This window comes from Hymenobacter jejuensis (assembly GCF_006337165.1).
Taxonomy (GTDB): domain Bacteria; phylum Bacteroidota; class Bacteroidia; order Cytophagales; family Hymenobacteraceae; genus Hymenobacter; species Hymenobacter jejuensis.
Genome location: NZ_CP040896.1, coordinates 2491406 through 2518401, shown reverse-complemented (window position 1 = coordinate 2518401; position 26996 = coordinate 2491406). Strand labels below are relative to the sequence as shown.

Here is a 26996-nt window from a genome sequence, read left to right as displayed (position 1 = left end):
TTTTTATTCGCGCTCAAATCAATATCTTACCTGTCAACCTGAAGATTTTTAGCCTTGATTAAGTTTATTCTGAATGATCGGGAAGTAAGCACAGCGTTGCCGCCTGGCACGGTGCTGCTCGATTATATCCGCTACGAAAAGAACCTGACCGGCACCAAAATCGGCTGCCGCGAGGGCGACTGCGGCGCCTGCACAGTGCTGGTCGGCGACTCCTGCCACGACCGGCTCCGCTACCGCTCTTTCACGTCGTGCCTGACGCCGTTGGGCAACGTGCAGGGCAAGCACGTAGTAACGGTAGAAGGCATTAATACAGAAGGACTTAACCCAATTCAGCAAGCGATGGTCGATGAGTCGGCTACGCAGTGCGGATTTTGCACGCCGGGCTTTGTGATGTCGCTGGCGGGCTTCTGCCTCAGCGATAAATTACCTACCCAGCAAAATGCCATCGCGGCCATCGACGGCAACATTTGCCGCTGCACCGGCTACAAATCCATTGAGCGGGCCGCCGCCCGCGTGGCCCAATTGCTAGAAGACCGCAACGGCACCGAGCCCGCCGAGTTTGTGGCCCAACAGCAGATTCTGCCGCGGTATTTTGCCTCCATCAAAGAGCGTTTGCACGCACTGGCAGCCACGGCCAGCCCCAACGGCCACGCCAGCGCCCAGGAGGTGCAGCGTGTAGGCGGCGGCACCGATCTGTACGTGCAAAAGCACACGGAAATGGTGGAAACCGCGAATCACTTTTTACTAGACAAGTCTGATTTACAAGGTATTACTAGGGAAGGCAATCGCTGCGTTATTGGCGGCGCGGCTACGGTTACCGACTTGGCCGAGTCGGCGGTGATGCAGGAGTTTTTCCCAGAGTTTCGGCCGTATCTGCGGTTGGTGTCGTCCACGCCCATCCGGAACATGGCGACGGTAGCGGGCAACTTCGTCAACGCTTCGCCCATCGGCGACCTGACCATCATGTTTTTGGCCCTCGACGCCACCCTAACCCTGAGCGACGGCCACACGAGCCGCGAAATCCCGCTGCGGCAGTTTTACCAGGGCTACAAGCTGCTGGCCAAAACGCCCGACGAAACCATTGCCAGCATCCGCTTTGCGCTTCCCGACGAACGCACGCAATTCAACTTCGAGAAAGTCAGCAAACGCACACACCTCGACATTGCCAGCGTGAATTCGGCCTGCTGCCTCAGCACCCGCGGCGACCTGATTACGGCGGCCAGTGTGTCGGCCGGCGGCGTGGGCCCAACGCCGATGTTTCTGGCCAAAACTTCGGCGTTTTTAACCGGCAAAGCGATTTCCGAGGAACTCGTTCAGGAAGCCGCCGAACTGGCCCAAACCGAGATCTCGCCCATCAGCGACGCCCGCGGCACCGAAACGTATAAACGCTTGTTATTGAGTCAGTTACTAAAAGCGCATTTTCTAACGCTTTTCCCACATCTAAGTCCGCAGGAGCTGTTGCAATAGTCCGAGATCATAGCTGCCAGTATACTATAGGCGTCATCAGAGCGGAAGCGAAGCATCTCTACTGGTCAGTAATCCAGTCTCAGCACGCGAGATGCTTCGCTTCCGCTCAGCATGACAAACGAATTGATAAGCACTTTATACCGAGGACATTACCAACCATGAAAAACATAGATTCCGGCAATCATACCACGGGCAAGTCTCTGTACCTCGACGATATTCCGCTCGTGGCCGGAACCTTGTTTGGGGCGGCCTTTATCTCGCCCGTGGCGCACGGACATATTGAGCGCCTCGATCTCGCAGAAGCCGCGCAACATCCAGGCGTTGTGCGCATCTTCACGCACCGCGACATCACCGGCGAAAACCAGATTGGCGGCATTATCCCCGACGAGCCGCTGCTGGCCGAGCACGAAGTTGATTTTTGCGGCATGCCCATTGCCTTCGTGGTAGCCGAAACCGACGAAGCTGCCCGCGCCGCCGTGCGCAAAATCACGGCAGAAATTACGCCGTTGCCCATCATCACCGACCCGCGCGTAGCCCAGGCCCAAGGCGAACTGATTGTGCCGCCGCGCACCTTCCAACTTGGTGATCCTGAGCGCGCTTGGGACCAATGCGCCTACGTGGTGGAAGGCAGTGCCGACACCAACGGGCAGGAGCATCTGTACATCGAAACGCAGTGCGCCTACGCGATTCCGGAGGAAAACGAAGGCCTCAAAATCTACTCTTCTACCCAAAGCCCCACGGCCAGCCAGCGGGCGGCGGCGCGGGTGCTAGGCGTGCCCATGCACCAACTAGAAGTCGATGTAATTCGGTTGGGCGGCGGCTTTGGCGGCAAAGAAGATCAGGCTAATGCCTGGGTGGCTTTGTGCGCGCTGGCGGCGCACCATTTGCGCAAGCCGGTCAAGTACGTGCTGCACCGCCTCGAAGACATGCAAATGACCGGCAAGCGGCACCCGTATTCTTCCGATTTCAAGCTGGGTCTGGACAAAGACCTGAATATAATCGCTTACGAATCAACGTATTACCAAAACGCTGGAGCGGCCGCCGATTTGTCGCCGGCCATTATGGAGCGGACGTTGTTTCACGCAACGGGCACGTATTTCATCCCCAACGTCAAGGCCACTGCTTTCAGCTGCCGCACGCACTTGCCGCCCAATACGGCCTTCCGCGGGTTTGGTGGGCCCCAGGCGAAGTTTGTAATGGAAGCCGCCATCGCCAAAGCCGCCGAGCAGTTGGGCATCGACGCCTGCGTGATTCAGAAGCAGAACCTCAACAAAACCGGCGACGAGTTTCCGTACGGCCAAAAGGCTGTGAGTGAGTCCCATGCGTGTTGGCACAAAGCAGAAACGCTTTACGACGTAGAGGCGCTGCGCCAGCAGGTGCAGGACTTCAATGCCTCGAACACAGTGCGCAAAAAAGGCTTGGCGTTTATGCCGATTTGCTTCGGCATTTCCTTCACCAACACTTCCATGAACCAGGCTCGCGCCTTGGTGCACGTCTACTACGACGGCAGTGTGAAGGTGAGCACCGGCGCCGTAGAAATGGGCCAAGGCGTGAATACCAAACTGTTGCAGGTAGCAGCCCAGACGTTCTCGATCAACCCGAGCCGCGTTCGCCTCCAGACCACCAGCACCAACCGCATCGCCAACACCTCGCCTTCCGCCGCCAGCGCCACCGCCGATTTGAACGGCAAAGCCGTGCAGCTTGCTTGCCAGGCCATCGTGCAGCGCCTCAAAGAAGTGGCCGCGCAAGAGTTGCAGGTACCCGAAGCAGCCGTGGAACTGCGCGACGAAAAAGTGCTCGTCCACGGCGAGGAAACGGCTTTGGACTGGAAGAAACTGGTGACCGCGGCTTTCCTCAAGCGCATCAGCCTCTCAGAACACGCGCACTATGCCACGCCCGAAGTGCATTTCAATAAGGCTACCGAGAAGGGCCATCCGTTTGCTTACCACGTTTACGGCACGGCCATTACGATAGCCACAATCGACTGCATACGAGGTACTTACACCGTGGACGCCGTAAAAGTCGTCCATGATTTCGGCCGGAGCATGAACCCCAACATCGACCGCGGCCAGATTGAGGGCGGCATCGTGCAGGGCATCGGCTGGATGACAATGGAGGAATTGCTCTACGACCACACCGGCCGCCTGCGCTCCAATACGCTTTCGACCTACAAAGTGCCCGACATCTATTCAGTACCCAAGGAAATCGCGATTGAGGCGCTGCAAACCGACAACGACAACCTGGCGATCTTCCGCTCCAAGGCCGTGGGCGAGCCGCCGTTTATGTACGGCATCGGCACGTACTTCGCCCTGCGCAACGCCATCAAAGCCTTCAACCCCGATTCGCCCATCGGTTTCAACGCGCCCATGACGCCCGAAAAGGTGTTGCTGGCCCTGTATCCGCAGCCGGCTACCGGCGTGAAAGTAACACATGCACAGAGCGTTAGCCACGTGGCAGTTTCTTAGCGAAAGCGTAGGCGCCGGCCTGCCGACCATGCTGCTGTACGTGTTGGAAAGCCACGGCAGCAGCCCCGGTCGGCAAGGGTTTGTGATGGGAGTAAATGCCAACGGGGCCATGCAAGGCTCCATTGGCGGCGGCATTATGGAGCACAAATTCGTGCAGCTGGCCCGCGAACAGTTGGCGAGTGGCGTGGCCGAAAGCGCAGTCCGCAAACAGATCCACAACAAAACCGCCCCCAAAGACCAAAGCGGCATGATCTGCTCCGGGGAGCAAACCATCCTGCTCTACCCTTTGCAATCATCTGATTATGAATTAATTACGGATATCATCTCTTGCTTACAGCACGAACAGCAAGGTGTTCTGATGCTTTCTCCAGCAGGCCTTGCCTTCGCACCGGGCCAGGGACTAGCGGAAGGATTTGCGTTTCGCCAACAATCGGAAACGGACTGGCTGTACCAAGAGCAGCTTGGCTATAAGCAGCACCTGCACATCGTTGGCGGTGGGCACTGCTCGCTGGCGCTTTCGCGGCTGATGCGCACGCTTGATTTTCGCATTTCGCTGTACGAAGACCGGCCGCAGCTAAATACTTTTCTGGAAAACGACGCGGCGCACCAGAAAACAGTAGTCGAAACCTACCACGAAATGGCCGCCCATATCCCCGACGGCGCCAACCAGTACGTGGTTATCATGACCGTCGGCTACCGCACCGACGATATTGCCGTGCGGGCGTTGCTACCCAAAAACCTGCGCTTTCTGGGCGTGCTGGGCAGCCAGAAAAAGATTGAAAAGCTGCTGGGCGACTACCGTGCCGAAGGAATTTCGCCCGCATATCTGGCAAAGCTATGCGCGCCGGTTGGCTTGCCCATCCACAGCCAAACGCCCGAGGAAATCGCCATCAGCATTGCGGCTCAGCTTATTGCGGTAAAAAACCACAAGAGCTAAGACCCAAACTAGAGCTAAGGTTAGTTCCCCTCCTCAGCTGAGGAGGGGTTAGGGGTGATTGGTCGGAGCACCCAGACAATTAGTAGTTCTAGCTTCTAACTCTAATCTTTCAACCACCCCTAGCCCCTCCTCAGTTGAGGAGGGGAACTAGCTTGTAGCTTATAAAAATATTAAAATGTTGATTATTAACGACTTACCGTTCCGGTGATATAACCAAATGGCTCGTCGGTGGCGATAAAGATCTCGTTGTTGTTGTCCAGCCCAAATTGCTCCAGATTAAAGGGAATGTGGTGCTTGTTGGGCATGATGAGGCGGATTTCCCGCACTACGTCGTTTTCCCGCAAGATTTGCTCGCCGATGGCAAACAAGGTCTGTTGTACCGATAGGCTCTTGTGAAACGCGAACGTGCGCAGCAGCGTCGTCCGGATTTTCTGGTACGTCGCTTCGAAATCGAGGTCGGTGGCGGTGTAATCCCAAACGGCCTCGCATTGCGTAGCCAGAATGCGGTCGGAGGTTTCTTTCAGCACCGTGTATTCGTCTTTTATGTAGTTTTCGAAGGCCGAATCGGTGGTTTTCAGAATCAATAAATCCTTTAGGCCCGACGAAACGGTGGCGCCGCCTGCGGTCTGAGTGACTACCGTGGTGCGCTTTTCGGCGCCGCCACCCGTAAAAGCGTGCTGGTGTGCTTGCTCGTCGAACGCCATGCGCTGCCAACCATGCTCCGTAATCTCAATTTTGGCCTTCGAAACCTGCGGGTTACGCGAGAAAAAATGGTACGCCAGCTGCAAGCCAAATTCTTCGATGGTGCCGGTAAAATGCTGTTTGGCCAGCGCGTAAACGGTGTTTTTTTGGGTATCGGTAGGTAATATCTTGGTGTTGTCGCCGAGGGTATAGGCCGTTTCAAAATCACCTTCTAGCTGCACATTTACCGAAATCTGGCGGAATTCGTGGTGATCGGCGTGGCGGATGATTTTCGACAAGTTGACCGCGTTTTTGCCGTAGGCGTTGAGGCCCAATTTCATATTCATGTGCGCGTAGTTGGTTGTCGGGGAAAGATTCTGAATTTGGGGCAAAATGCGAATGCCTCATGTTCGATTTAGCGATAAAAAGTAATAAAACCGTCACGCCACAGGGTGTTCGGCCGGCGCTGGTGCTGCTAAAAAACGGGCAAATTGCCGACGTAGCGCCGCCCGATACTGCCGTCGACTGCCCCGTGATCGACGCGCACGACCTGGCGCTGCTGCCCGGCGTGATCGACCCGCACGTGCACATCAACGAGCCCGGCCGCACCGACTGGGAGGGCTTCGACACGGCCACCAAAGCCGCCTTGGCCGGTGGCCTCACCACGCTCGTGGACATGCCGCTGAACTCGTCGCCCGTCACGACATCGGTGGCGAATTTCGAAGCCAAACTACAAGCAACTCATAATCAACTACATACCAACTGCGGCTTTTGGGGCGGCATTGTACCCGGCAACGCGGCCGAGGTCGAAGGGCTGATTGCGCGGGGCGTGCTGGGCTTCAAAGCTTTCCTGACGCACTCGGGCATCGACGAATTTCCGAACGCCACCGAAGCCGATCTGCGCCAGGTGATGCCCATTCTGGCGCGGCACCAACTGCCGCTCTTGGTGCACTGCGAGCTAACCACCGACGACGCCGAGTGGAAAAAACACGACCAGCGCTCGTACCAGAATTACCTTGCCTCGCGGCCCAAAAGCTGGGAAGACGAAGCCGTGGCGCTCATGATTCGGCTGTGCGAGGAGTACAATTGCCCGACGCACATTGTGCATCTGTCGTCGGCCAACTCCATTGCGCCCCTTGCGGCGGCCAAGGCGAAAGGCCTGCCCTTGACGGTGGAAACGGGCCAGCATTACCTGTTTTTCACCGCCGAAGAAATAAAGGAGGGCCAGACGCAGTTTAAGTGCGCCCCGCCCATCCGCGAAAAGGCCAACAACGACCAGCTGTGGGCCGCGCTGCAAGAGGGAATTATTGACTTCGTGGCCACCGACCACTCGCCGGCGCCGCCCGCACTCAAGCAAATTGAAACCGGTGATTTTACCACGGCCTGGGGCGGCATCGCGTCGTTGCAGCTGGCCTTGCCGGTGCTCTGGACGGCGGCGCAGCCGCGGGGCGCTACCGTGCAGGACTTAGCCAAGTGGCTGAGTACCAACCCTGCCAAGCTGATTGGGCAGGCGCACAAGAAGGGTAAGATCGCGAAAGGGTACGACGCCGATTTGGTGGTGGTAGATCTGGAAAAGTCCTTCCGCGTGAGTGAGGATTTGATCCAGCACAAACACAAAGTGTCGCCTTATCTTGGCCGGGAGCTGCGGGGTGTAGTCGAACAAACCTTTCTGAAAGGACAGCTTGTGTACCAGCGACCGACATTCACGCACCTAAATCAAGGCGAAATCTTAACCCGATAGCTGGGTGGAAACATACCAAACCCGCGCTGCCCGTATCATGCAGCGTATCAATACATTAGCAGGCATTAGCGAGGACGCGCACGGCGTCACGCGCACGTTCGGCACGGCGGCATTTTTGGCTGGTCGCGACTTGGTGCAAACGTGGATGGAAGCAGCCGGCTTGGCGGTGCGCACCGACGGCATCGGCAACCTGCGTGCCCGGTTGGTGAGCCAGAACCCACAGGCCAAAACCTTCGTGCTGGCCTCGCACATCGATACCGTCGTGAACGCCGGCAAATTCGACGGGCCGTTGGGCGTATTGCTAGGACTTGATCTGCTAGAAACACTTGTTAAGCAACAAGTTAACTTACCATTTCACGTTGAACTAATTGCCTTCAGCGACGAGGAAGGCGTGCGCTTTCACACCACCTACTTGGGCAGCAAAGTAGTTGCTGGTTCTTTCGATCGGAGCCTGCTGGAAAAGAAGGATGCGGCTGGCATTTCCTTGGCGCAAGCCATCGCGGCGATGGGCGGCAATACGCAATCGCTTGCTAATGAAGCAATTGCATCCCACGACTGGCTGGGCTACTTCGAAGCGCACATCGAGCAGGGGCCGGTGCTGTACGAGCGCAACATCCCGGTGGCGCTGGTGACGGCCATTGCGGGGCAGCAGCGCGTGGAACTGACGTGGCAAGGCATGGCGGGCCACGCCGGAACCGTGCCAATGGACATGCGCCAGGACGCGCTGGCCGGCGCCGCGGAGTTTGTGCTGGCGGCGGAGCAGTTTGCTTTGGCTCGCAAAACCGAGGTTGTGGCTACCGTGGGCAAGCTTGGCGTCAGCAACTCCGCTAGCAATGTGATTCCGGGCGAGGTAACGTGCAGCCTCGACCTGCGCAGCGCAGACGCCGGGCAGCTGGCCGCAGCTTACGAGGCATTGCGCGAGCAAGCCGAGGCCATTGCGCATCGGCGAAATCTTGGCCTAAGCTGGAACCTGATTCAGCAAACTGCGCCCGTTGCCTGCGATGCCGAAATGAATAAATTGCTCGCCGAAGCCATTGCCGCATCCGGCTACGAGGTCGTGTCGCTGGTTAGCGGGGCGGGCCACGATGCCGTCCCGATTTCGGCGGTTTCGCCGGCTACTATGCTCTTTATCAGGTGCTTTAAAGGCATCAGCCACAACCCGTTGGAAGACGTGGAATTGGATGATCTGGCCGCCGCCCTTGCCGTAGCCGACCGTTTTCTGACCCTTCTTTTTACCCAATTCCAAACCCATTAGATGGAAATATCAGCCCTCACCCGGTCCGTCGTCAAGCGCAACCACGCTGTCATTGCCCCCGATGGCTACATCAACAGCAACGTACCGGGGTGGACCAATTGCACGGTCAACGTCATCATCAACGAGCAGATGGGTGCTCGCCTGTGCCAAACGATCATTACGCTACGCGCTGATGGTCAGCTGTTTGGCAAAACTCAGGCCTCCCAGATCTTCTTCTACGTCGTGGAAGGGCAGTGCCAAGTGACGATAGACGGAGCAGAACGCACGCTGGCTACAGGCCAATTTGTGTACGTACCCATCGGCCAGGAATACCTGTTTAAAAACCCCGCGGAAGGCACACAACTCCTGACTTTCCATAAGGTGTACGAGCCGCTGGAGGGCCATCCAACGCCCGGCGTGGTGTTTGGGGAGAAGGACGACAGCAAAGCACCGGTGTACATGAATGATCCCGCGCTGCGCATTCAGGAGCTGCTGCCCAACGAGTTAGCCTTCGATATGGCCGTCAATATATTTACTTATGACTTGGGCGGGCACCTACCGATGGTCGAAACGCACATCATGGAGCACGGCCTGCTGTACCTGCAAGGCCAGGCGGTGTATATGCTTGACCAGCAATGGTATCCAGTCAAAAAAGGCGATTCGATCTGGATGGCGCCGTACTGTCAGCAATGGGCTACGACCATGGGTAAGGAGCCCTCGGTGTACATCTATTATAAGAACGTAAACCGCTTTCCAACAGTGGTTTAGACCCTGCAAAGAACGTCACATACTGAGCGTAGCCGCAGTAGTAGAGATGCTTCGGCTACGCTCAGCATGACCGCTTTCTGGTGTCTTTTGCTAACTACTTGATTATAATGACATTAACCGAGTTAAACACCCTCGACCAACCTGCACTAGCCGAAGCGCTGAGCAAATGCTGTGGTGCCACGGCGTGGGTGCAGGCGATGAGCGAGATTTTCCCCGTGGCAGACGCCGCAACGCTGTTTTCGCGGGCCCACGACATTTGGTATGGCTTGCAGGAAAGCGATTGGCGAGAGGCGTTTACGCATCATCCCAAGATCGGCGATGCCAGTGCGCTGAAGGAAAAATTTGCCAGTACCAGCGCGTGGGCTGCGGGCGAGCAAGGGGCTGTGAAGCAGGCCTCGCAGCAAGTTTTGGAAGACTTGGCCGAAGGAAACTGGCGCTACGAGGAAAAGTTCGGGTACATTTTTATCGTCTGCGCGACGGGCAAATCGGCGGAGGAAATGCTGGCGCTATTGCAAGCGCGGCTGCCTAACTCACCTGAAACTGAGATCCATATCGCCATGGGCGAGCAAGACAAAATCACCAAAATCCGCCTGGAAAAACTGCTAGCCGCATGAGTCAGATCACGACCCACATCCTGGACACAACCAAAGGCAAGCCCGCGCCGGGCGTGACCATCGTGTTATATGCGCAGCAGGCCGACGATTGGCAGGAAATCGCGCGCGGCGTGACCAACCAAGATGGCCGCATCGCCAATTTGCTGCCGGACTCAATGCCATTGGCGCTGGGCATTTACAAGATGAAATTCTTGGTCAAGAGCTACTTCGAGCAGCAGCAAACGCCAACGTTTTATCCCTTCGTGGAGATCGTCTTCGACATTGCCACACCAGAACATTATCATATCCCATTGCTGCTCAACCCCTTCGGTTATTCCACTTATCGCGGCTCCTGATTAAAATATAGAATTAGAGCTAAGGCTAGTTCCCCTCCTCAGCTGAGGAGGGGTGCCCGAAGGGCGGGGTGGTTGATGCCCGTCAGAACGTATCTAGTTTTAGTTTTTAGCGCTAGTGTTTCAACCACCCCTAGCCCCTCCTCAGCTGAGGAGGGGAACTAGCCTTAGCTCTAAATTTGTAGCGCTCACCTCTGTTTCCCACTCAGTACAATATCACATGAAGCTCAGCATACAAGACTCTGATAAAGAGCAACTTCTAAATCAGCTTGGCGTGGCGAACCGCCAATTTCAGCAGACGTACCCCGGCGACAAGCCTGACCGCCAGCCGGTGCATACGGTATACGGCGGCGCCAACCTGTTTAAGTCCGATACCTGCGTGCGCATGGGCGACATCGCCTTGAACAACCTGCGGACCTACGCGCCCAATTTCGTGGAGCTGGCTAAGGTATTGCAGCTCAAGGGCTACGAGCATTTGCCAACCTTGGAGAAAGACATCGCGGAGCTAACCACTCGGCTCGATGCTATGTCGGCGGAAGAACGCAAACGGGAGCACGCGTGGCTGGCGTATTCGGTTTATAATAAGATTGTTAACAAGCTGAAGACCGAGCCCGTCGAGGATTTCCGCATTGACTTTGAAGATGGCTTCGGTAACCGGCCCGACGCGGAAGAAGACGCGACCGCCGTGCAAGCTGCGGGCGAAGTGGCCGTGGGCATGCAAAATGGCACGCTGTCGCCGTTCATCGGCATTCGCATCAAGCCGTTCACGGAAGATTTGAAAGCGCGCGGCGTGCGCACGCTCGACATTTTTCTGACGACGCTGCTCGAAAAAACCGGCGGCCAGTTGCCCCCCAACTTCGTGGTGATGCTGCCCAAAGTGACCATCCCGGAGCAGATGACGACGATGGTGCGGCTGTTCGAGATGCTGGAAAAAGCGAACAACCTCGCCCCCGGCACCCTGAAAATGGAGACGATGGTGGAAGCCACCCAGATCATCATGGACGAAGAAGGCCGCAACCCGCTGATGCGCATCATTCGGGCCAGCGAAGGGCGGTGCATTGCGGCCCACTTCGGCACCTACGACTACACAGCTTCGGCGGGCATCACGGCCAAATACCAAACGATGGCGCACCCGGTCTGCGATTTTGCCCACCACATGACCAAAGTAGCGCTCGGCGGCACTGGCATTTTCCTCTCCGATGGCGCTACCAACGTCATGCCCATTGGCCCACATCGGGGTGATAATCTGACGTTTGCGCAGCAGCAGGAAAACCGCGAATCGGTGCACAACGCCTGGCGCCAAGGCTTTCATCATACCACGCACTCGCTGATTAACGGCCTGTACCAAGGCTGGGACCTAAACCCGGCGCAGCTGCCGATGCGCTACGCGGCCACGTACAACTTTTTCCTGAGCAGCTACGACGATGCGCTGCACCGCCTGAAAACCTTCGTGGAGCGGGCCGCGATCTCAACCCTCACTGGCGATATTTTCGACGACGCGGCTACGGGCCAGGGCTTGCTCAACTTCTTCCTGAAAGCCCTAAACTGCGGCGCCATCACGGAAGAGGAAATCACGGCCACCGGCCTGACGGTCGAGGAAATTCATACCCGCTCCTTCTTCCGGATTCTGGAAAGTCGGCGCAAGCAAAAAGCAACAGCGTAAACTCTTGCTTCTATTTTTAAAAAGCCCCGCCTAAAACGGGGCTTTTTGTTTGGGGTTGCTAGTTAGAATTCGCGGGTCTTTGCGAGCGGAACTTCAACCCAAGGGCCTTTGTCGTAAAAGAGGGAGCCGCGAACCTCGTCTGGCCTCCGCTTTTCTTCTATCGCTTACCCTCTTATGCTGGATTTAGTAACCGAGCACGTCTATAATATCCTCGATCATCACGTTTTCGATTTCACTCCGATTCGTCGGCACTACCTGATGGCCACCGGCCTCACCGAGGACGACTTGCACGATATTCGCGCCACTCTTGAAGATATTAATGCACTTAAAAATCACGTTTACAACCACTTACTTGTTTACGAACCAGAAGTAAAACAGCACTTCCTTCGCATTCTGCGCGAGAAGATAGATCGCTATCCCGAGGCCGAAGTAGAAAATCAAGTGATCGATGTGCTGGCCAAAAGTCGGCGCCTACGCCCCCGCGAGCCCCGCGGCGACGCCCACATTATTACGCCCGTCAGCGGACGTTTGTCGCTGTCTTTCTACGAGCCGCACGATGCTGACCTGCTGCAAAAAGATGCCGCCTTGCTGGTGCCTGTTTACCTAGATCGGTTGGCTCGCGTGGCAGAATTCCTGCAAACGCTTCGCCCCGACTCGCCCTTGGAAAGCGCACCGCCCAAGTTGGAAAACCGCAGCATTTTTATCGTGCACGGGCACAACAACGCGGTTAAGAATGAGGTAGCGCGTTTTGTAGAACAACTTGATCTTCAACCTATTATTCTGCACGAGCAAGCCAGCGAAGGTAAGACCATCATCGAAAAAATCGAGCGCTACTCCAGGGTGCAGTACGCCATCATCCTGCTCACTGCCGACGACCAGGGCAAGGCACTGGCCGAAAAGAAAACCCGCCCGCGGGCTCGCCAAAACGTGGTACTGGAACTCGGGTACTTCGCCGGCATTTTGGGGCGGGGAAATGTGTGTTGCCTCGTCGACAACAGCCAGCTCGAACTGCCCAGCGACATCAGCGGGGTGGTGTATATCCCGTTGGGTGGCAACTGGAAAGTTGATTTACTCAAGGAGCTTCTCCATGCCGGCTTTGCCATTGATACCAACCGACTTTTCGGCCCAAACTAGTATGCATATAAGTCTTTGATAATCAGTTTATTATCAAAGACTAGTTTAAAAAGGTCCGGTGCGATTTACGTGCCGGACCTTTTTATTTAAACTCCTACTCAGCAATCAGAGCGCAGCTTCAAGACTAAGAAATTGATTTACAAACATATCGCAGGATGAACCAGGAAAGTATATCGACTAGAAGGCATATATTAAACAACCTGCGGATCGTGATTGAGGAGCCCCAGGAAATACTTTCGGTTGTGGACAACGCTTGCGGCGGCAACATCATCTATCCCAGTGTTTCAACCAAATTGCTCATGTCATGAAACTTCCAATCGTACTCAAAATCACGGCGGTAGCCTCTTTGCTGGCATTGTTTGGCCCCACAGCGTACGCCCAAAAGCAGGAAACCCGCTCGGTGGGTTCTTTTGATCAAATAAAGGCCAGCGGAGCCATCAACGTGTTGCTCAAGCAAGGGTCCGAGACAACTGTGAAAGCAGAAGCCTCGCCCGAGGTGCTGGCCCATCTCAAAACGGAGGTGCAGGACGGCGTGCTGAAAATTTATCGGGACTACGACAAGCTCATAAATTGGTCGGACAAGGGACAAAAAGTGACCGTGTACATCACTTGCCCTCGCCTGCGCGGCGTGGAAGTTGGCGGCGCCAGCGACTTAAAAAGCGAATCGACGTTTGAGGCCGAAACCTTTGCCATCCGCGCCAGTGGCGCTAGCGATGTAACGATGGCTTTGCAGGCCAAATCTTTATCGGTTCGCGCCAGCGGCGCCAGTGACGTTACGCTTTCCGGAAAGACCGAGCGCCAAGACGTTGCCATAAGTGGCAGCAGCGACTACCGGGCTTCCAACCTGCAAAGCAAACGAGCCAGCGTACAGGCCTCCGGCTCCAGTGATGCCTACCTCGCCACCGACGAGCTGGTTTCTTCGCACACGTCGGGCTCCAGCGATATCCATAACAAGAGCAAGTCGGGAGTAATGCGCTAGTACAACCCCCGCCTTACTGAGCGCATATTTTTTGATATTGATAATGCCCCGCACAAAGACGCTGAAGCAGTAAATGCTTCAGCGTCTTTGTTTTACAAACCGTTTATTAGGCTTTTATAGCTGTCGGTGTTAGCTTCGGCCATACTTTATTCAAGCCGAACTATACCGTCGCACAGCAAGAATTACCTGCTTTTTGGTAACGAGTATCCAGCGGCCAACGCCTAGTTTTGCCGTTATGCGCCCGGCGCGGACGCGGCTTTTCCAACAGTTATGGCCTCTACTTCTACAGTTACGCTTGCTGCTTCCCCCACGCAGGCCCGCATCGCCATCACGGTGTTTTTCTTGGTATCGGGGTTTGGCTTTTCGACATGGGCGTCGCGTATTCCGACCATTCAGCACCAACTCGGCCTCAACGACGCGCAGCTTGGGGGCGTGTTGCTGGCTTTGCCCATCGGCCTGATGCTCACGCTGCCCGTGACAAGTTTCTTGTTGCAGCGCTTCAGCAGCCGGCAGGTGATGGTGGTAGGGGCCGTGCTCTACAACTTGGCATTGGCGCTGCTGGGCTTTGCGGCTCACACGTGGCAGCTGGTAGTGTTGCTGTTTTGCTTTGGCTCGTCGCGCAACCTGCTCAACATCTCTGTCAATGCCCAATCGGTGGGCGTGCAGGCATTATACAATCGCTCGATTATCGCCACGTTTCACGGCATGTGGAGCGTGGCCGGCTTTGCGGCGGCAGCCGTTGGGGCCGTAGTAGTAGGGGCATCGGTGCCCACGGCTTACCATTTTGTGGGTGTCGGGATGCTGCTGACGGGGCTGGCGCTCGCCTTTTTCCCGCGCACCCTTGACATATTGCCTACCCCGCAAAGCCAGAAGTCCGGTTTCACGCTCCCCGACAAAACCTTGCTCAAGTTTGGCTTCATTGCTTTTGCCTCCATGGCTTGCGAAGGCACCATGTACGACTGGAGCGGCATTTATTTTCAAAAAGCCGTGCACGCGCCCAAGGCCATTGCCACCGCCGGCTTTGCCATTTACATGATAGCCATGACGGTAGGGCGCTTCACCGGCGACTGGCTGGTGGGGCGCTTGGGCATCAAGCGAATGCTCCGCAGCAGCGGCCTGCTGATAGCGGCCGGGCTGTTGCTGGCGGCCCTGCTGCCCACGCCCGTTGCGGCGGGGCTGGGCTTTATCATGGTGGGCTTTGGCGTGTCGTGCGTGATTCCGTTGGTGTTCAGCATGGCGGGCAAATCGCCCAAAATGGGCAGCGGCTCGGCCATTGCGGCTGTGTCGACGGTGGGCTATTTCGGCTTTCTGATTGTGCCGCCGGTAGTCGGTTTTATCGCCAACGCCGCCAACCTGCGCTGGTCGTTTGCCATCATGGCCACGCTGGGTGCCGTGATGGTGTGGCTAGTCAGCAAACTGGACTGATCAGTTGAAAATCAATTACTTCTTCTGCGTAGCTGGGGGCCCCGATTTACCAGGCGCAGGAGCCGCAACGACAGCGAGGCTATTGAGGTAATTTTCGAGTGCGGTGTAGCCATTGCTAGTCACAGTGCCGCGGTCCTTGGCGTCTTTGGGGTTTAGGCCGTGGCTGCTTTCCCATTTGTCGGGCATGCCGTCGTGGTCGGTGTCGGCGGGTGCGGGCGCGGAATGCAGCACCGGCCAAGCTTTTTGCGAGATGCTGTACGGCGTGCCGTGCGGATAGCCACCCTGCACATCAATAAGGCGGCCCGTACGTGTCACCACATTGCGGATGATGCGTTGGTCCAAGGTGTCGCGCTTGGGCAGGCTGGCCCCTACACTTTGCAGCACGGCGGCGTAAGCCTCCTGCGCCGTCTGGGTAGCAATCGGGGCAATGTCAAAAGGCCGGTCTACTTTGGAGAGTACCGTGTCGGCGGGGGCGCCGCCGTTCATGGTTACGCCCTGCCAGTTGTGGCGCGTGACATCGGCGCTGGCATCCACATAATTGCCTGTCAGATAGAACTTTCCGTAAGGCAGCGGATTTTTGCCCGTCGCTACTTTATAAGGGTTCAGCACCCGCGCCCGCACCGATTCTTTGGTTGATGGGCCGTATTTGTAGTAGTTGTTGACGATGTTGTAGTTGCCGCCCTCGCCCGCATACACGTTGTTTTCGCCCCAGTTGTAGATGACGTTGTTGCGAAAATCGACGTTTTCATACCCGGCCGGATGCGTGTAGCGGCTGCCGTTGAAGCGCGGCGTACGGTTGTTGCAGCTCGCAAATAAATTGTGGTGCATCGTGGCGTGCTGCCCGCCCCAGATGCCGCCGAAACCGTGATGCTCAAAGTCTTTGTCGCCGGTTTCGAAATGGTACGAATAATTCAGCGGCTCGCTCATCAGGTTCCATTGCAGCGTTGTGCTGTCGCCTTCGTACACCGAAAAGGCTTCGTCCGTCGACCAGCTCATGGTGCAATGGTCCACGATCAGGCGGGAGTTGTGCAAGCCCCCGAAAGCATCGTCGCCGCCGGCTCCATCTACCTGGCCCTGATTTTGGTTTTTGTCGCCCATCCGAAAGCGCATGAACCGCACAATCAGGTTATTAGCTTTTATGCTAACCGGATAATCGGCCAGGCAAATACCATCACCGGGGGCAGTCTGGCCCGCGATGGTGGTGTTGGATTTGCTGATGGTCAGGGGTGAGTTCAGGTGAATCGTGCCCGATACGCGAAAGACCACCGTGCGGTGCTCAGCAGGCTGCGTCAGGGCGTAGCGCAAGCTGCCGGGCTTGGTGTCGTCGGCGAGATTGGTGACTTCAAAAACTGTGGTCGGTGAGCTGGCCGTGCCCCGCCCTCCAGACGTGAACCGTCCGGCCCCCTCGGCGCCGGGGAAAGCTACCTGCTGAGCAGATGCCGGCCAGGCACCCGCTACGCAAACAATTGACAGTAAACCAGTTATAAAAGCCTTAAACGCGGTGGGATTTTGCATGGGTGGAAGCCGATTGGTGGGTGGCAAAGCACGGTTGGGCATGCTGCTTCAAGCTCATAAGTAGTGCCTTCCGTCGCAGAAAGTACGCTTGCGGCCCGCTTTTATTTGTGCAATCGATGTCGGGAACGTTGCCGACGCGAGTTGCTTTTTCGGCGCGTCCTCCTGAAACAACAAAAGCCCGCACCAATATTGGCGCGAGCTTGCGGTTGCGAGTCCACAAGGGGTGGATAGCAGTCAACCATGATGCAGACGGGAGCCTAGGAACTCTGCCCGCCACTTACGACTGGTTTTGCTTTGTTTTGGCTGCCGTTCTCCAGCAGGCTCTAAAAGATGACGCGGCAGTAAAAAACAGAAAGACAAAATGAGTAGACTACGATGACAATGCTCGAGCGTAACAATTCTGGCAAGTAGCAACTCGATAAAAAACCAAAGAATGGAAGAACAGGATGAAACGGCGAAGACCCCGTCTGCCAACGACACAAACCCTAAAGTGACCGGCATTGGAGGAATCTTCTTTTTTGCAGAGAACCTGCAGCAAACGAAAGATTGGTATGCCCAGTATTTAGGAATGGAAATCAACGAATGGGGTGCGAGTTTTGAATCCAGGGACGCGAACCGCCCAGACCAGATAACCTCCCTGCAATGGAGCCCTTTCGAAAAAGGAAGTGACTATTTCGCCCCTTCCACGAAGGAATTTATGATCAACTACCGCGTTCAGAATATCGAAGGATTGGTAACCAAACTCCGGGAAAAAGGAGTAACCATCCTTGATGACATTGCGAGCTACGACTACGGGAAATTCGTCCATATTCTGGATCCCGAAGGCAACAAGATCGAACTCTGGGAACCCAGTTGATTGCGCCAAGCGAAAGGGAATCAGGAAGTTCTAAAGGTGATCGTTGGCGTAGGCAATGGCTGCGACCTCAACCATTTCCTCTTTCGGGCCGAGGCGTAACGCAACCGTTTGACCCAGCTTAGCGCCCTGCACGGCGCGGGCAATGGGTGCCACAAACGCCACGCGCCCCTCGGCCACCGCTGCCTCATCGACGCCCACGATGGTGAAGTGCCGCTCTGGTCCGGGCTTGCTGCCGCTACGCGTGCGCAGCGTAACCGTAGCGCCAAAGCGCACTTCGTCGGCGGGTTGGGTATGCAAATCGACCACTTTGGCGCTGGCAATGCGGGCCGTGAGCGCGCTCATGCGCGCGTTGAGAACGGTGAGCTGCCGCGTGCGGTCCGATTCGTTGTCGCGGTTGGCTTCGACTTGCGAGCGTTCCACTTCCAAGGCCGTCAGTTCGGCGCGAAGCTGCTCCAGCCCCCGTGGGGTAACGTAGTTTGGTGTGCCCGGTGGCAACGCGGCGCGCGGCGGAATAATCGGCGCCTCCAGCGAATCATCTTCTTTGGCAAAAGCTCGGCTCATACCTTTTGCTAACGCAGCCCCGCAAGGCAGGTTGCTTGCCTAAGTCCCCGATCAGCTTGAGCCGGATGCTCAAGCTGATCGAAAACCACGTATTCAATTTATTGATTATTAATCTTTTACCTTACGCTCGCCGTCTTCATCGACTTTGATCTTGGTGCCGTTGGCACGCTTGGTCTTGCGTTCGCCGTCTTTGTCGATTTTGACTTTAGTGCCGTTGGCGTATTCAATTTTCACTTTGCCGCCGTCGCGCTCGTATTTCACGATGGCCGGGCCGCGGCGGTGTGCAGGTGCTGCTTGCGTTGCGGTGCCCGAGCCCTCGGCGGTGTAGGCCTGCGGCTGCGCCGAGCCGTCGAGAATGTTGCGGACCTCCGAGTTGGTTTCCAGCGTGACATTGCGCACGGCGGCGTGTTGGCCCACGGTGTCAGTGGTGTAGCGGGTGCGCACGTCCTGAATGCGGCGGTCGCGTTTCTGATATGCCGCGCGCACCTGCGCCGCCTTGGCCGGGTCCTTTATCGTGGCCGGATCAATGACTTGTGTGGTGGTATCGTATTGAGTTGTCGTGGCGGTGGTGCCAGCCGCCGCAGTGTCGGTAGCAGCGGTGGTGGTAGAATCCGTCACGACTGTAGTCGTCGACGTATCGGTGGTTTTGTCCGGGGTGCAGGAAGCAAGGTTCAGCGCAGCAGCGCAGGAGAACAACAGAATGATTTTTTGCATGACAAAGGAAAGCGAAGTGCAATAGGAACTGTGAGACCCAAACTAGGTACCGGGCGCTATACGGACGCGCTTGCGGTGCGGTTATCCGGGCAGCGCTTTGTTCTAGGCTGCGGCAACTCAGGGCTTCGAGCAGCCTGCATGGTTAACTTTTATCCTTAGCCGCTTTCAGAGCGTAAGAAGAAGAGGCCACAGCCGCACGGCTTACAGCGTTGGCATGCAGAAAGAAGACCTATCTTCACAACTACTTATCACACAATGGATTATATCAGACTAGGAAAAACTGGCCTTAAGGTTTCGCGCATCTGTTTGGGGTGCATGACGTATGGTTCGCCGGAAAAAGGCACCCATTCTTGGGCGCTTAACGAAGAGCAGAGTCGGCCGTTTATTAAGCAAGCGCTCGAAGCGGGCATCAATTTTTTCGACACGGCCAACGTGTATTCGGTGGGCGTCAGTGAGGAAGTAGTCGGGCGGGCACTGCGCGATTTTGCCAAGCGCGACGAAGTGGTGATTGCCACCAAAGTGCACGGCGTGATGCGCCCCGACGACCCAAACGGCCGCGGCTTGTCGCGCCGGGCCATCCTGCAGGAAATCGACAACAGCCTGCGCCGCCTTGGCACCGACTACGTCGATCTCTACCAGATTCACCGCTGGGACTACGAAACACCCATTGAAGAAACCCTCGAAGCCCTTCATGACTTGGTCAAAATGGGCAAGGTGCGCTACATCGGGGCCTCGTCGATGTACGCCTGGCAGTTTACCAAAGCCCTGTACCTGGCCGACTTACACGGCTGGACGCGCTTCGTGACCATGCAAAACCACCTCAACCTGCTCTATCGCGAAGAAGAACGCGAAATGATGGGGCTGTGCGAGGCCGAAAACATCGGGGTGCTGCCCTGGAGCCCTCTGGCCCGCGGTCGCCTTACCCGCCCCTGGGAAACCGAGCCGAGCACCAAGCGCGCCGAAACCGACAAGTTTGCCAAAACCCTCTACAGCGCCACCGAGGAAGCCGACCGCAAAGTAGTGGAGCGGGTAGGCGAGCTGGCCGCCGCTCGCGGCGTGCCCTACGCCCAGATCGCGCTGGCTTGGCTGCTACAAAAACCAATGGTGACTTCTCCGATAATAGGCGCCACCAAACCGCACCACATCGACGACGCGGTGGCGGCCTTGGGCGTAAAGCTTACTGCTGAGGAAGTTAAGTTGTTGGAAGAGGCGTATGTGCCCCACCCCGTAGCCGGCTTCGCCTGAGCAACGGCCGAAGTAGGTGCAGCCTCAGCAAGCAGATATTCCTCCTTACTTTAGCCGCTACCTAGTAATGTGCTGAGTTGACGAGACGCCCAGCATCAAGCACTTGATTACCAGAGACTTATATAAACACATAAATATCTCACCCTCAAACACTTGCAGATCGAAACCAACCATCAGCACTTCCTTATTTACAAGCCCTACGGCTACCTCAGCCAGTTTGTGTGCGAACTGAAAAAGAAGAAGCTGCTCGGGGAGCTGTACGCGTTTCCGGAGGGGACAATGGCTATTGGTCGCCTCGACGAGCACAGCGAAGGCCTGCTGTTGCTGACCACCGACGGGTTGGTGAGCGAACACATCCGTAGCCGCCACATCGAGAAGGAATATTACGCGCAGGTTGATGGCCTGATTACCGACGAGGCCCTGGAACAGATGCGGCAAGGCGTGGAAATCGGCATCCGAAACGCCAAGTACCAAACGAAGCCGTGCGTGGCCTTCCGGGTAGAAAACGTGCCGGACTTTCCGGCGCGGGGCCGCAAGATCCGCGACGATCGCCACGGGCCCACCAGCTGGGTTTCGATTACGCTCACGGAAGGCAAGTTTCGGCAGATCCGGAAGATGACGGCGGCCGTGGGCTTCCCGACCTTGCGCCTCATCCGGGTGCGCGTCGGCGCGATTGGGCTGAGCGACTTGCAGCCGGGCGAAGTGCGCGCGATGACCAGCTTTTCGGAAGCCGACTGACGAAAGCGGCGCGTGCCCGAAAGGCCGCGCCAGTGCGGTGGGCCTACAACCTGTGCGCTTTTGCCATATCTTTACTAAAACCGGCGCGGGGCGCTGGGAAAGAAGCCAGGCTAGTGAATAATATTCATGAACTTTAATCTTTCCTTCGCTGTCTTAAATAAGTCTTCTGTGTCACGTCCGGCTTCGGATACGCCAACAGGAATAACCTTCAAAAAACAATATGGGTAGGTCGCAAGAAACCTTTGGTAAAAAGGAAAACGAGAAAAACAGACAAAAGAAGAAGAAAGAGAAAGAGGAGCGCAAGGAAGAGCGCCAGGCCAACGCCAAGAAGGGCCAGAGCCTAGAGGACTTGCTCGCGTACGTGGACGAAAACGGCAACATCTCGTCGACGCCTCCGGACCCGAAGAAGAAGCGGGAGATCAAGACCGAAGACATTCAGTTGGGCGCGGCCAAGCGCGAAGAGGCGGAGCCCGGCGACGCCATCCGCAAAGGCACGGTCACGTTCTTCAACGACTCCAAGGGCTACGGCTTCATCAAGGATTCGCAGAGCCAGGAAAGCATTTTTGTGCACGCCAACGGCCTGATCAACCAAATCAAGGAGAACGACAAGGTGATCTTTGAGGTGGAAATGGGGCAGAAAGGCCTCAACGCAATCTCGGTTAAGCTGGACGTATAAGGTTTTTCTTTTCGGTAGTCTGTGTTGCTTATGGACCTGAGCGCCGGCTTCGGCCAGCACGCTGCGGGTAGCGTATTTCGCTTGCCGTAGGCCGTTTGCATTACAGCGCCGGAGCCCAAGCCGGCCCCTTCCCTACCCTCATCACACATATGAAAGGCTGAAGCGCTTGCGTCTTCAGCCTTTTGCTGTATAGGCCCCATTGGCAAAACACCAAGTACTTACCTTTGAGGCATAACGCTTACTCACAACCTCATGGACGCAAAGGATAGCAACGGCACACTGCTCAGCGAAGGCGATTCGGTCACGATCATCAAAGACCTGAAAGTCAAGGGCTCTTCGACGGTACTGAAACGCGGCACGGTCGTGAAGAATATCCGCCTCACCTCCAGCCCCGACGAGGTTGAAGGCCGCGTCGACCGGACCGTGATGGTGCTGAAAGCGGCGTTCCTGAAGAAAGCATAAACCGACTTACCACCTGAATACTGACTGGCCCAAGCTTCTCTCGAAGTTCGGGCCTATTTTTTTGGCAAGGCCAGCCTGGGAATAATCGAAATTCTGAGTAGATTTCGTTTTATGCAAAGTATTAATAATCAGAATATTACAAAGAACTTATTATAATAATAGTCGCACTTTGTGCCTTCGGATTTCACTCCTACCTAAGTCCAAATTCCTATGCAAAGACGCCAATTCGTTTTCTCGGCCCTGGCCGCGGTGCCATTTATTACGACTGCACAAGCCGGTTTGCCCTCTCCCAGTAAGGGCTTTGTGGCGAAGGCCGGAGAAGGCCGCTTTCACGGCCATATTCAGCTCAAGGGCGTCAATTCCAACATTCTGGATGTGAAGGTATCGGGCAAGGATACGGGCGGGTTGCTGGCGATTTTTGAGCAAACCAGCGTATCGCCCAAGCGCGGCACGCCTTTGCACCTGCACCATTTTCAGGATGAGGTTTTTTTTGTGCAGACCGGTGAGTATTACTTCCAGGTCGGCGACGACAAGTACCGCCTCCACGCCGGCGACAGTATTTTTCTGCCCCGCAAAGTGCCGCACGCCTGGACGCAGGTCAGTGACACAGGCAAGATGACCGTCACGTTGCAACCCGCCGGCAAGCTCGAGGGATTCTTTATGGCGATGGCTGCCTTAAAAGCCACGCCAACAAACGAAGAAATAGCCAAAATATTTGCCGCCCACGAGATGCAGGTAGTCGGCCCGCCGCTGGCCGTCGATTAGAATCTATCTTGTATAATTGTTTAGCAATCAGATAGTTACAAAAGCAGCACATCAATGCGATGGGCGTGCACCATTTGCAACGACTCCGACCAGGCAAAGACCGTGAAGAAGCCATCCTGTGAGGCTACTAGCGCGAGGGCATCGCGTTGGTCGTACACAAATTGGGCAGCGGCCAGGTGGCGCGTACCGCCGTTCTGGGCCGGGTGCAGGTAGCGCGCCACGCTGTCGAGCACGGGTTCGGTGAGCACCATCCTGTCGACGGGGGTGCTGGATTCGGCCCGCGCCACCTTCGCCCCGAAGGCCAGCAAATGGTAGTCGCGGGTGATAACGGTAGCCCCATCGACGGCCGTGAAGCCCCCCACAATCCCGATGGCTTGCTGAATTTCTTCCCGCCACTTCCACTTGGCCTGTTCCAGATGCCGGCCTTCGGCAATGCCGGTGTAAGCCGGAAGCACCGGATACGTAATAGGCTGAACAATAGAATTTTGCCACTGCGTTGAGCCGGAAGGCACGACCAGCACCAAGCCGCCGCGGCCGTGGGCACGCATAACGGCGGCCAGCTCCACGAGCACGTTATCGACTTCGCCAGTGCCGGAAGCGGGCAGGATTTGGCCCGGCAGAAACATTTGCAGCGCCGGACAGTCGTCAACGGCGGCGTTTTCGGCGTCTACGAGCTGGAGTTGGTCGCCGCGCAGGATGGCCACGTTCACAAACTTGCCAAAGCCGTCGGCGCGGCGGTGCTTCACCACCAGCAAGCCCGGCTCCACCACTTCCAGCACAAAGCACAGCGGCGGAATGCCAGTGGCCGTGCCCCACACATACAGTCCTTCGTCGTCGTGCCACACCCCCAGGTGAATGCCGGGCTGCTCGACGGCCGGAGCCAGCTTGAGCAGGTTGTACGGGATGAGGCGGCGCTTCGTGAACACTACCGGCTGCGTGGCTTGGTGGGGCTGGAGCAGGGCCAGCGAAATCTTAGGCGGATGCCCCTCCTCGCGTCGCAGACTAGCCCAAAATGCCGCGTCGATGACGACTTCTACCAAGCTAGCCGATGGCATAGGCGCAAAAGTGGCTGGGTCGTGGGCGGTAGCAGCCTCCCGGTGCCGGGCAAAGTGCGATTCAATCATGGGCGCCACCACGCGCGCCGCCAGGTAGGTAGGTTCGGAAAGCATAACCGGCAAGTACGCAGCTTTTGAGATGAGAGTCTATAGGTGGCCTGATAAGCGTGGGGCAACTCCGCGGCTTTTTGCTTACACTTACCAGGGTACCGCCTTACTCATCAGCCTTATTCTATTCTGTGAAAACAACTTGATTACCCCGTCTGGCCATCGCACTTTTCCTGGTCGCACTTTCGCCTCCGCTGGCCGCCCAGAGGCCCCAGCCTGCCGAAAGCAAGGCGGCACAAAGCGGTAGCTGGGCGAAGCTCGCCACCGACGCTGCCCGTGTTGGGAAAACCGCTTGGCGGCCCATGCTTGGCTACGTGGCCGGGTTGCACCAACAAGCCACGCATCCGGCTACCTGGCCCTTCGATTACGAATGGGAAGACCTAGGCCCCGGCTACGTGTACGGCAACGCGTTTGGGCACTGGGACGTGGTACACGAGATTTTGGATGTACTGCCTTCCTACCCAGAACATGCTCTCCATCAGCTCCTTAACGACATCAAGAACCAGGAGCCCTCTGGCTTGCTGCCGGGCTCCATTTATATGCCCGGCGGGCTGTCGAAGCGGGACTCTATTACCTGGAATAAAAACACGCAGGGCCACCCGCCGCTGTGGCCCTTGGCCGTGCAGGAATACGTGAAAGTCACCCACGACAGCAGCGTAGTCAGGACTTTCTACACCCCGCTGATCCGACAGATCGCTTGGTTTGAGAACAACCGAAAAGCCGAAAATGAAGGCTTTTTTTACAACGACATTCTGCTGAAAAAGTGGGAAAGCGGCGTCGATGAAGGCATTCGCTTCGACGAAGTGGCGAAGGGTGCCCTGGCCTGCGTCGATGCGACCAGCCACGTGTACGCGCTCTACCAGATTGCCGCGCAGTGGGCCCGGCAGCTTGGCCTCAACGCCGACTATTACGAAAAGCGCACCCAGGAATTGCGGTCGTTTATTCAGACGGGTTTGTATGTGCCAGCCGACGGCATGTTTTATGATAGCTGGGCCGTGAAAGACGCCAAGCTGCGCAACCTCCCTTTCGAAAGCATGTGGCCCTTGGTAACCGGCGCCGCGACCAAGGAGCAAGCCGACCGCTACATCGACACTTACCTGCTGAACAAATCAGTCTTTCTGACCAATCACCCAATTGCGACGGTAGGCCGCCGCGACCCCAAATTTGAGCTGCGCATGTGGCGCGGCCCCGCTTGGAACAGCATGGCCTATTGGGCCGCCCGTGGGTGCCTGAACTATGGGCGGAAAGACGCCGCCAAAATCATATTGGAGAAAGCACTCGATGATTCGGCGAAGCAGTTTAAAAGAACCGGCACCATCTGGGAGTTCTACAACCCGTTGGGCGGCAAACCCGAAGACCTAAAGCGCAAGCCCAACACTAAGTACAATACGCCCTGCCGCGACTACCTCGGCCACAACCCGCTGATAGAAATGGCACGGCTGTATGATTCTGTGAAGTAAGGAGTTACGTATAGGAGAAGCACGTGTACACTGCATAATATATTGATTATCAATATATTATGCTAAGTCCATATTTACCCTGACCACAGCAGCCTCAACCCAGCCAGTTCCGACTACCCTACTTAAAACTTGTTGATCGGGTCATCCAGAGCACAGCGAAGGATCTCTCCCGCAGTAGTAATTCATATAGCATGGCAACGAAGCAGTAGAGATCCTTCGCTGTGCTCTGGATGACGGACGTAGAGGGCAATGGACTTCGCTGCACTGACTGAAACTGCGTTTTCAACACTTTCGAATCTGGCTGCGTGAACTACCTCAAACTTCCGTTGCCGCAACTCTCATTAGCTTTGATGGCGGCCCGCCTGCTTTTCAGCACCAACGCCGCTTCCCCTAAACCCATTGCCCGATGACTCAGCCGCCCAAGGATTTCACTGCCGACAAAGACCAGCTGCACCCGCGCAACCGCCACCGCGGCCGTTACGATTTCCCGCAGTTGATTCGCACCTCGCCGGAGCTGGCGCAATTTGTGGCCGACAACCCGTATGGCGACGCCAGCATCGATTTTGCCAACCCGCAGGCGGTGAAAGCGCTCAACAAGGCGTTGCTGAAGCAGTTTTACAACATTCAGATGTGGGATATTCCGGCGGGCTACCTAAGCCCGCCCATCCCCGGCCGCGCCGACTACATTCACTACCTAGCCGACCTCATCGCCTCCGTCAACGAAGGCGTAACCCCGACGGGCAAGGGCATTCGGGTGCTCGACGTGGGCGTGGGCGCCAATTGCATCTACCCCATCATTGGGCGCCACGAATACGGCTGGCGCTTCGTTGGCACCGACGTAGACCCGGTCGCCATTCGGGTTGCCAAGCAAATTGTGGCCAGCAATACGGGCTTGTCGGGTGCGGTGGAGCTAAGGCTACAACCCGCTTCCACCAATATTTTCAGCGGCATGGTCAAGCCCAAGGAGGTCTTCGACCTGACAATGTGCAACCCGCCGTTTCACGGGTCGCAGGCCGAAGCCGAAGCCGCCAGCCGCCGCAAGGAGCACAATCTGGGCACCAGCAAAGGCCCCAAGCCCGAGCCGAACTTCGGCGGCCAGTCGGCGGAACTGTGGTACCCCGGCGGCGAGGCTACTTTCCTGTGGCGCATGGCCGAAGAAAGCGCCCATCTGGTGCGGGAAACGTGCTTTTGGTTTACGGCGCTGGTTTCCAAGAAGGAAACCCTGCCGGGCCTGTATAAATCGCTGCAAAAGCTGGGAGCCGTAGAAGTGCGCACGATCAACATGTCGCAGGGCCAGAAAACCAGCCGCATCGTAGCCTGGACGTTTCTGGACGCGGAGCAACAGCAGGCTTGGCGCGCGAAGCGGTGGCTGAATAAGCCGGCCCCCACTGCCTAGAGCTG

At 56.7% G+C, this 26996-nt stretch carries 25 protein-coding genes; 20 read left to right on the top strand and 5 right to left on the bottom strand.

The features are described 5' to 3' along the window. Positions 1-54 precede the first annotated feature (54 nt). The 3 genes from FHG12_RS10365 to FHG12_RS10355 all read left to right on the top strand — a co-directional run bounded on the left by FHG12_RS10365 (position 55) and on the right by FHG12_RS10355 (position 4869). Positions 55-1467 carry an FAD binding domain-containing protein gene (locus FHG12_RS10365; protein ID WP_139515663.1) on the top strand — a complete coding sequence of 471 codons (1413 nt, stop codon included), beginning with the start codon at positions 55-57 and terminating at the stop codon, positions 1465-1467. A 158-nt stretch (positions 1468-1625) separates the two neighbouring features. After that, the gene (locus FHG12_RS10360; RefSeq protein WP_139515662.1) at positions 1626-3932 is read left to right on the top strand and encodes a xanthine dehydrogenase molybdopterin binding subunit; all 2307 of its coding nucleotides are present in this window, start codon (positions 1626-1628) and stop codon (positions 3930-3932) included. After that, the gene (locus tag FHG12_RS10355) at positions 3898-4869 is read left to right on the top strand and encodes an XdhC family protein (RefSeq protein WP_139515661.1); all 972 of its coding nucleotides are present in this window, start codon (positions 3898-3900) and stop codon (positions 4867-4869) included. The genes FHG12_RS10360 and FHG12_RS10355 overlap by 35 nt, the downstream gene beginning before the upstream one ends. A 185-nt stretch (positions 4870-5054) precedes the next feature. On the opposite strand, the gene pucL is transcribed toward FHG12_RS10355, so the two are convergent. Next, positions 5055-5897 (bottom strand): factor-independent urate hydroxylase, encoded by an 843-nt coding sequence (gene pucL, locus FHG12_RS10350; RefSeq protein WP_139515660.1) that lies wholly within the window; start codon positions 5895-5897, stop codon positions 5055-5057. A gap of 59 nt (positions 5898-5956) precedes the next feature. On the opposite strand from pucL, the gene allB reads away from it, so the two are divergent. From allB to FHG12_RS10305, 9 genes are all read left to right on the top strand, one after another. Further along, positions 5957-7291 carry an allantoinase AllB gene (allB, locus tag FHG12_RS10345; protein WP_139515659.1) on the top strand — a complete coding sequence of 445 codons (1335 nt, stop codon included), beginning with the start codon at positions 5957-5959 and terminating at the stop codon, positions 7289-7291. Positions 7292-7295: 4 nt separating this feature from the next. Continuing rightward, on the top strand, positions 7296-8546 hold the full coding sequence (locus FHG12_RS10340) for an allantoate amidohydrolase (RefSeq protein WP_139515658.1): 1251 nt from the start codon (positions 7296-7298) through the stop codon (positions 8544-8546). After that, the gene (gene allE / locus FHG12_RS10335) at positions 8547-9293 is read left to right on the top strand and encodes a (S)-ureidoglycine aminohydrolase (RefSeq protein ID WP_139515657.1); all 747 of its coding nucleotides are present in this window, start codon (positions 8547-8549) and stop codon (positions 9291-9293) included. Between the two features lie 107 nt (positions 9294-9400). Next, positions 9401-9907, top strand: coding sequence for a 2-oxo-4-hydroxy-4-carboxy-5-ureidoimidazoline decarboxylase (gene uraD, locus FHG12_RS10330; protein ID WP_139515656.1), 507 nt, complete (start codon positions 9401-9403; stop codon positions 9905-9907). Next, positions 9904-10242 carry a hydroxyisourate hydrolase gene (gene uraH, locus FHG12_RS10325; RefSeq protein WP_139515655.1) on the top strand — a complete coding sequence of 113 codons (339 nt, stop codon included), beginning with the start codon at positions 9904-9906 and terminating at the stop codon, positions 10240-10242. The genes uraD and uraH overlap by 4 nt, the downstream gene beginning before the upstream one ends. A 217-nt stretch (positions 10243-10459) precedes the next feature. Continuing rightward, entirely contained in the window at positions 10460-11902 is a 1443-nt protein-coding gene (locus tag FHG12_RS10320) for a DUF6986 family protein (protein WP_139515654.1), read from the top strand. Between the two features lie 174 nt (positions 11903-12076). Further along, positions 12077-13036, top strand: a complete 960-nt coding sequence (locus FHG12_RS10315) for a TIR domain-containing protein (protein WP_230471358.1) — start codon at positions 12077-12079, stop codon at positions 13034-13036. 304 nt (positions 13037-13340) lie between these two features. Continuing rightward, positions 13341-14015, top strand: coding sequence for a head GIN domain-containing protein (locus tag FHG12_RS10310; protein ID WP_139515653.1), 675 nt, complete (start codon positions 13341-13343; stop codon positions 14013-14015). Positions 14016-14285: 270 nt separating this feature from the next. Continuing rightward, positions 14286-15440 (top strand): MFS transporter, encoded by a 1155-nt coding sequence (locus FHG12_RS10305; RefSeq protein WP_139515652.1) that lies wholly within the window; start codon positions 14286-14288, stop codon positions 15438-15440. A 15-nt stretch (positions 15441-15455) separates the two neighbouring features. On the opposite strand, the gene FHG12_RS10300 is transcribed toward FHG12_RS10305, so the two are convergent. Beyond that, positions 15456-16955: a pectate lyase family protein gene (locus tag FHG12_RS10300; RefSeq protein ID WP_230471357.1), complete on the bottom strand. Its 1500-nt coding sequence runs from the start codon at positions 16953-16955 to the stop codon at positions 15456-15458. 433 nt (positions 16956-17388) lie between these two features. On the opposite strand from FHG12_RS10300, the gene FHG12_RS10295 reads away from it, so the two are divergent. Continuing rightward, the gene (locus FHG12_RS10295) at positions 17389-17811 is read left to right on the top strand and encodes a VOC family protein (RefSeq protein WP_139515651.1); all 423 of its coding nucleotides are present in this window, start codon (positions 17389-17391) and stop codon (positions 17809-17811) included. Between the two features lie 30 nt (positions 17812-17841). On the opposite strand, the gene FHG12_RS10290 is transcribed toward FHG12_RS10295, so the two are convergent. Together FHG12_RS10290 and FHG12_RS10285 are read right to left on the bottom strand one after the other, a co-directional pair. Further along, a complete protein-coding gene (locus FHG12_RS10290) occupies positions 17842-18372 on the bottom strand; it encodes a GreA/GreB family elongation factor (RefSeq protein ID WP_139515650.1) in 531 nt (176 codons plus the stop codon). Between the two features lie 108 nt (positions 18373-18480). Next, the gene (locus tag FHG12_RS10285; RefSeq protein WP_139515649.1) at positions 18481-19086 is read right to left on the bottom strand and encodes a T-complex 10 C-terminal domain-containing protein; all 606 of its coding nucleotides are present in this window, start codon (positions 19084-19086) and stop codon (positions 18481-18483) included. A 255-nt stretch (positions 19087-19341) separates the two neighbouring features. Here FHG12_RS10285 and FHG12_RS10280 point away from each other — a divergent pair, with 255 nt between their 5' ends. The 5 genes from FHG12_RS10280 (at position 19342) to FHG12_RS10260 (ending at position 22972) form a co-directional block, all read left to right on the top strand. Continuing rightward, the gene (locus FHG12_RS10280) at positions 19342-20331 is read left to right on the top strand and encodes an aldo/keto reductase (protein WP_139515648.1); all 990 of its coding nucleotides are present in this window, start codon (positions 19342-19344) and stop codon (positions 20329-20331) included. Positions 20332-20484: 153 nt separating this feature from the next. Continuing rightward, positions 20485-21069: a pseudouridine synthase gene (locus FHG12_RS10275; RefSeq protein ID WP_230471356.1), complete on the top strand. Its 585-nt coding sequence runs from the start codon at positions 20485-20487 to the stop codon at positions 21067-21069. 220 nt (positions 21070-21289) lie between these two features. After that, complete coding sequence (locus FHG12_RS10270) at positions 21290-21745, top strand: cold-shock protein (protein ID WP_139515647.1); 456 nt, start codon at positions 21290-21292, stop codon at positions 21743-21745. A gap of 252 nt (positions 21746-21997) precedes the next feature. Beyond that, entirely contained in the window at positions 21998-22207 is a 210-nt protein-coding gene (locus FHG12_RS10265; protein WP_139515646.1) for an alkylphosphonate utilization protein, read from the top strand. Positions 22208-22417: 210 nt separating this feature from the next. Then, entirely contained in the window at positions 22418-22972 is a 555-nt protein-coding gene (locus FHG12_RS10260; RefSeq protein ID WP_139515645.1) for a cupin domain-containing protein, read from the top strand. A gap of 35 nt (positions 22973-23007) precedes the next feature. Here the strand turns inward: FHG12_RS10260 and FHG12_RS10255 are convergent, their stop codons facing one another. Next, positions 23008-24141 (bottom strand): putative sensor domain DACNV-containing protein, encoded by a 1134-nt coding sequence (locus FHG12_RS10255; RefSeq protein ID WP_139515644.1) that lies wholly within the window; start codon positions 24139-24141, stop codon positions 23008-23010. A 296-nt stretch (positions 24142-24437) separates the two neighbouring features. Between FHG12_RS10255 and FHG12_RS10250 the strand changes: the two genes are divergently transcribed. Beyond that, complete coding sequence (locus FHG12_RS10250) at positions 24438-25595, top strand: MGH1-like glycoside hydrolase domain-containing protein (RefSeq protein WP_139515643.1); 1158 nt, start codon at positions 24438-24440, stop codon at positions 25593-25595. Between the two features lie 406 nt (positions 25596-26001). Further along, positions 26002-26991, top strand: a complete 990-nt coding sequence (rlmF, locus tag FHG12_RS10245; protein ID WP_139515642.1) for a 23S rRNA (adenine(1618)-N(6))-methyltransferase RlmF — start codon at positions 26002-26004, stop codon at positions 26989-26991. The last annotated feature ends 5 nt before the right edge of the window (positions 26992-26996 follow it).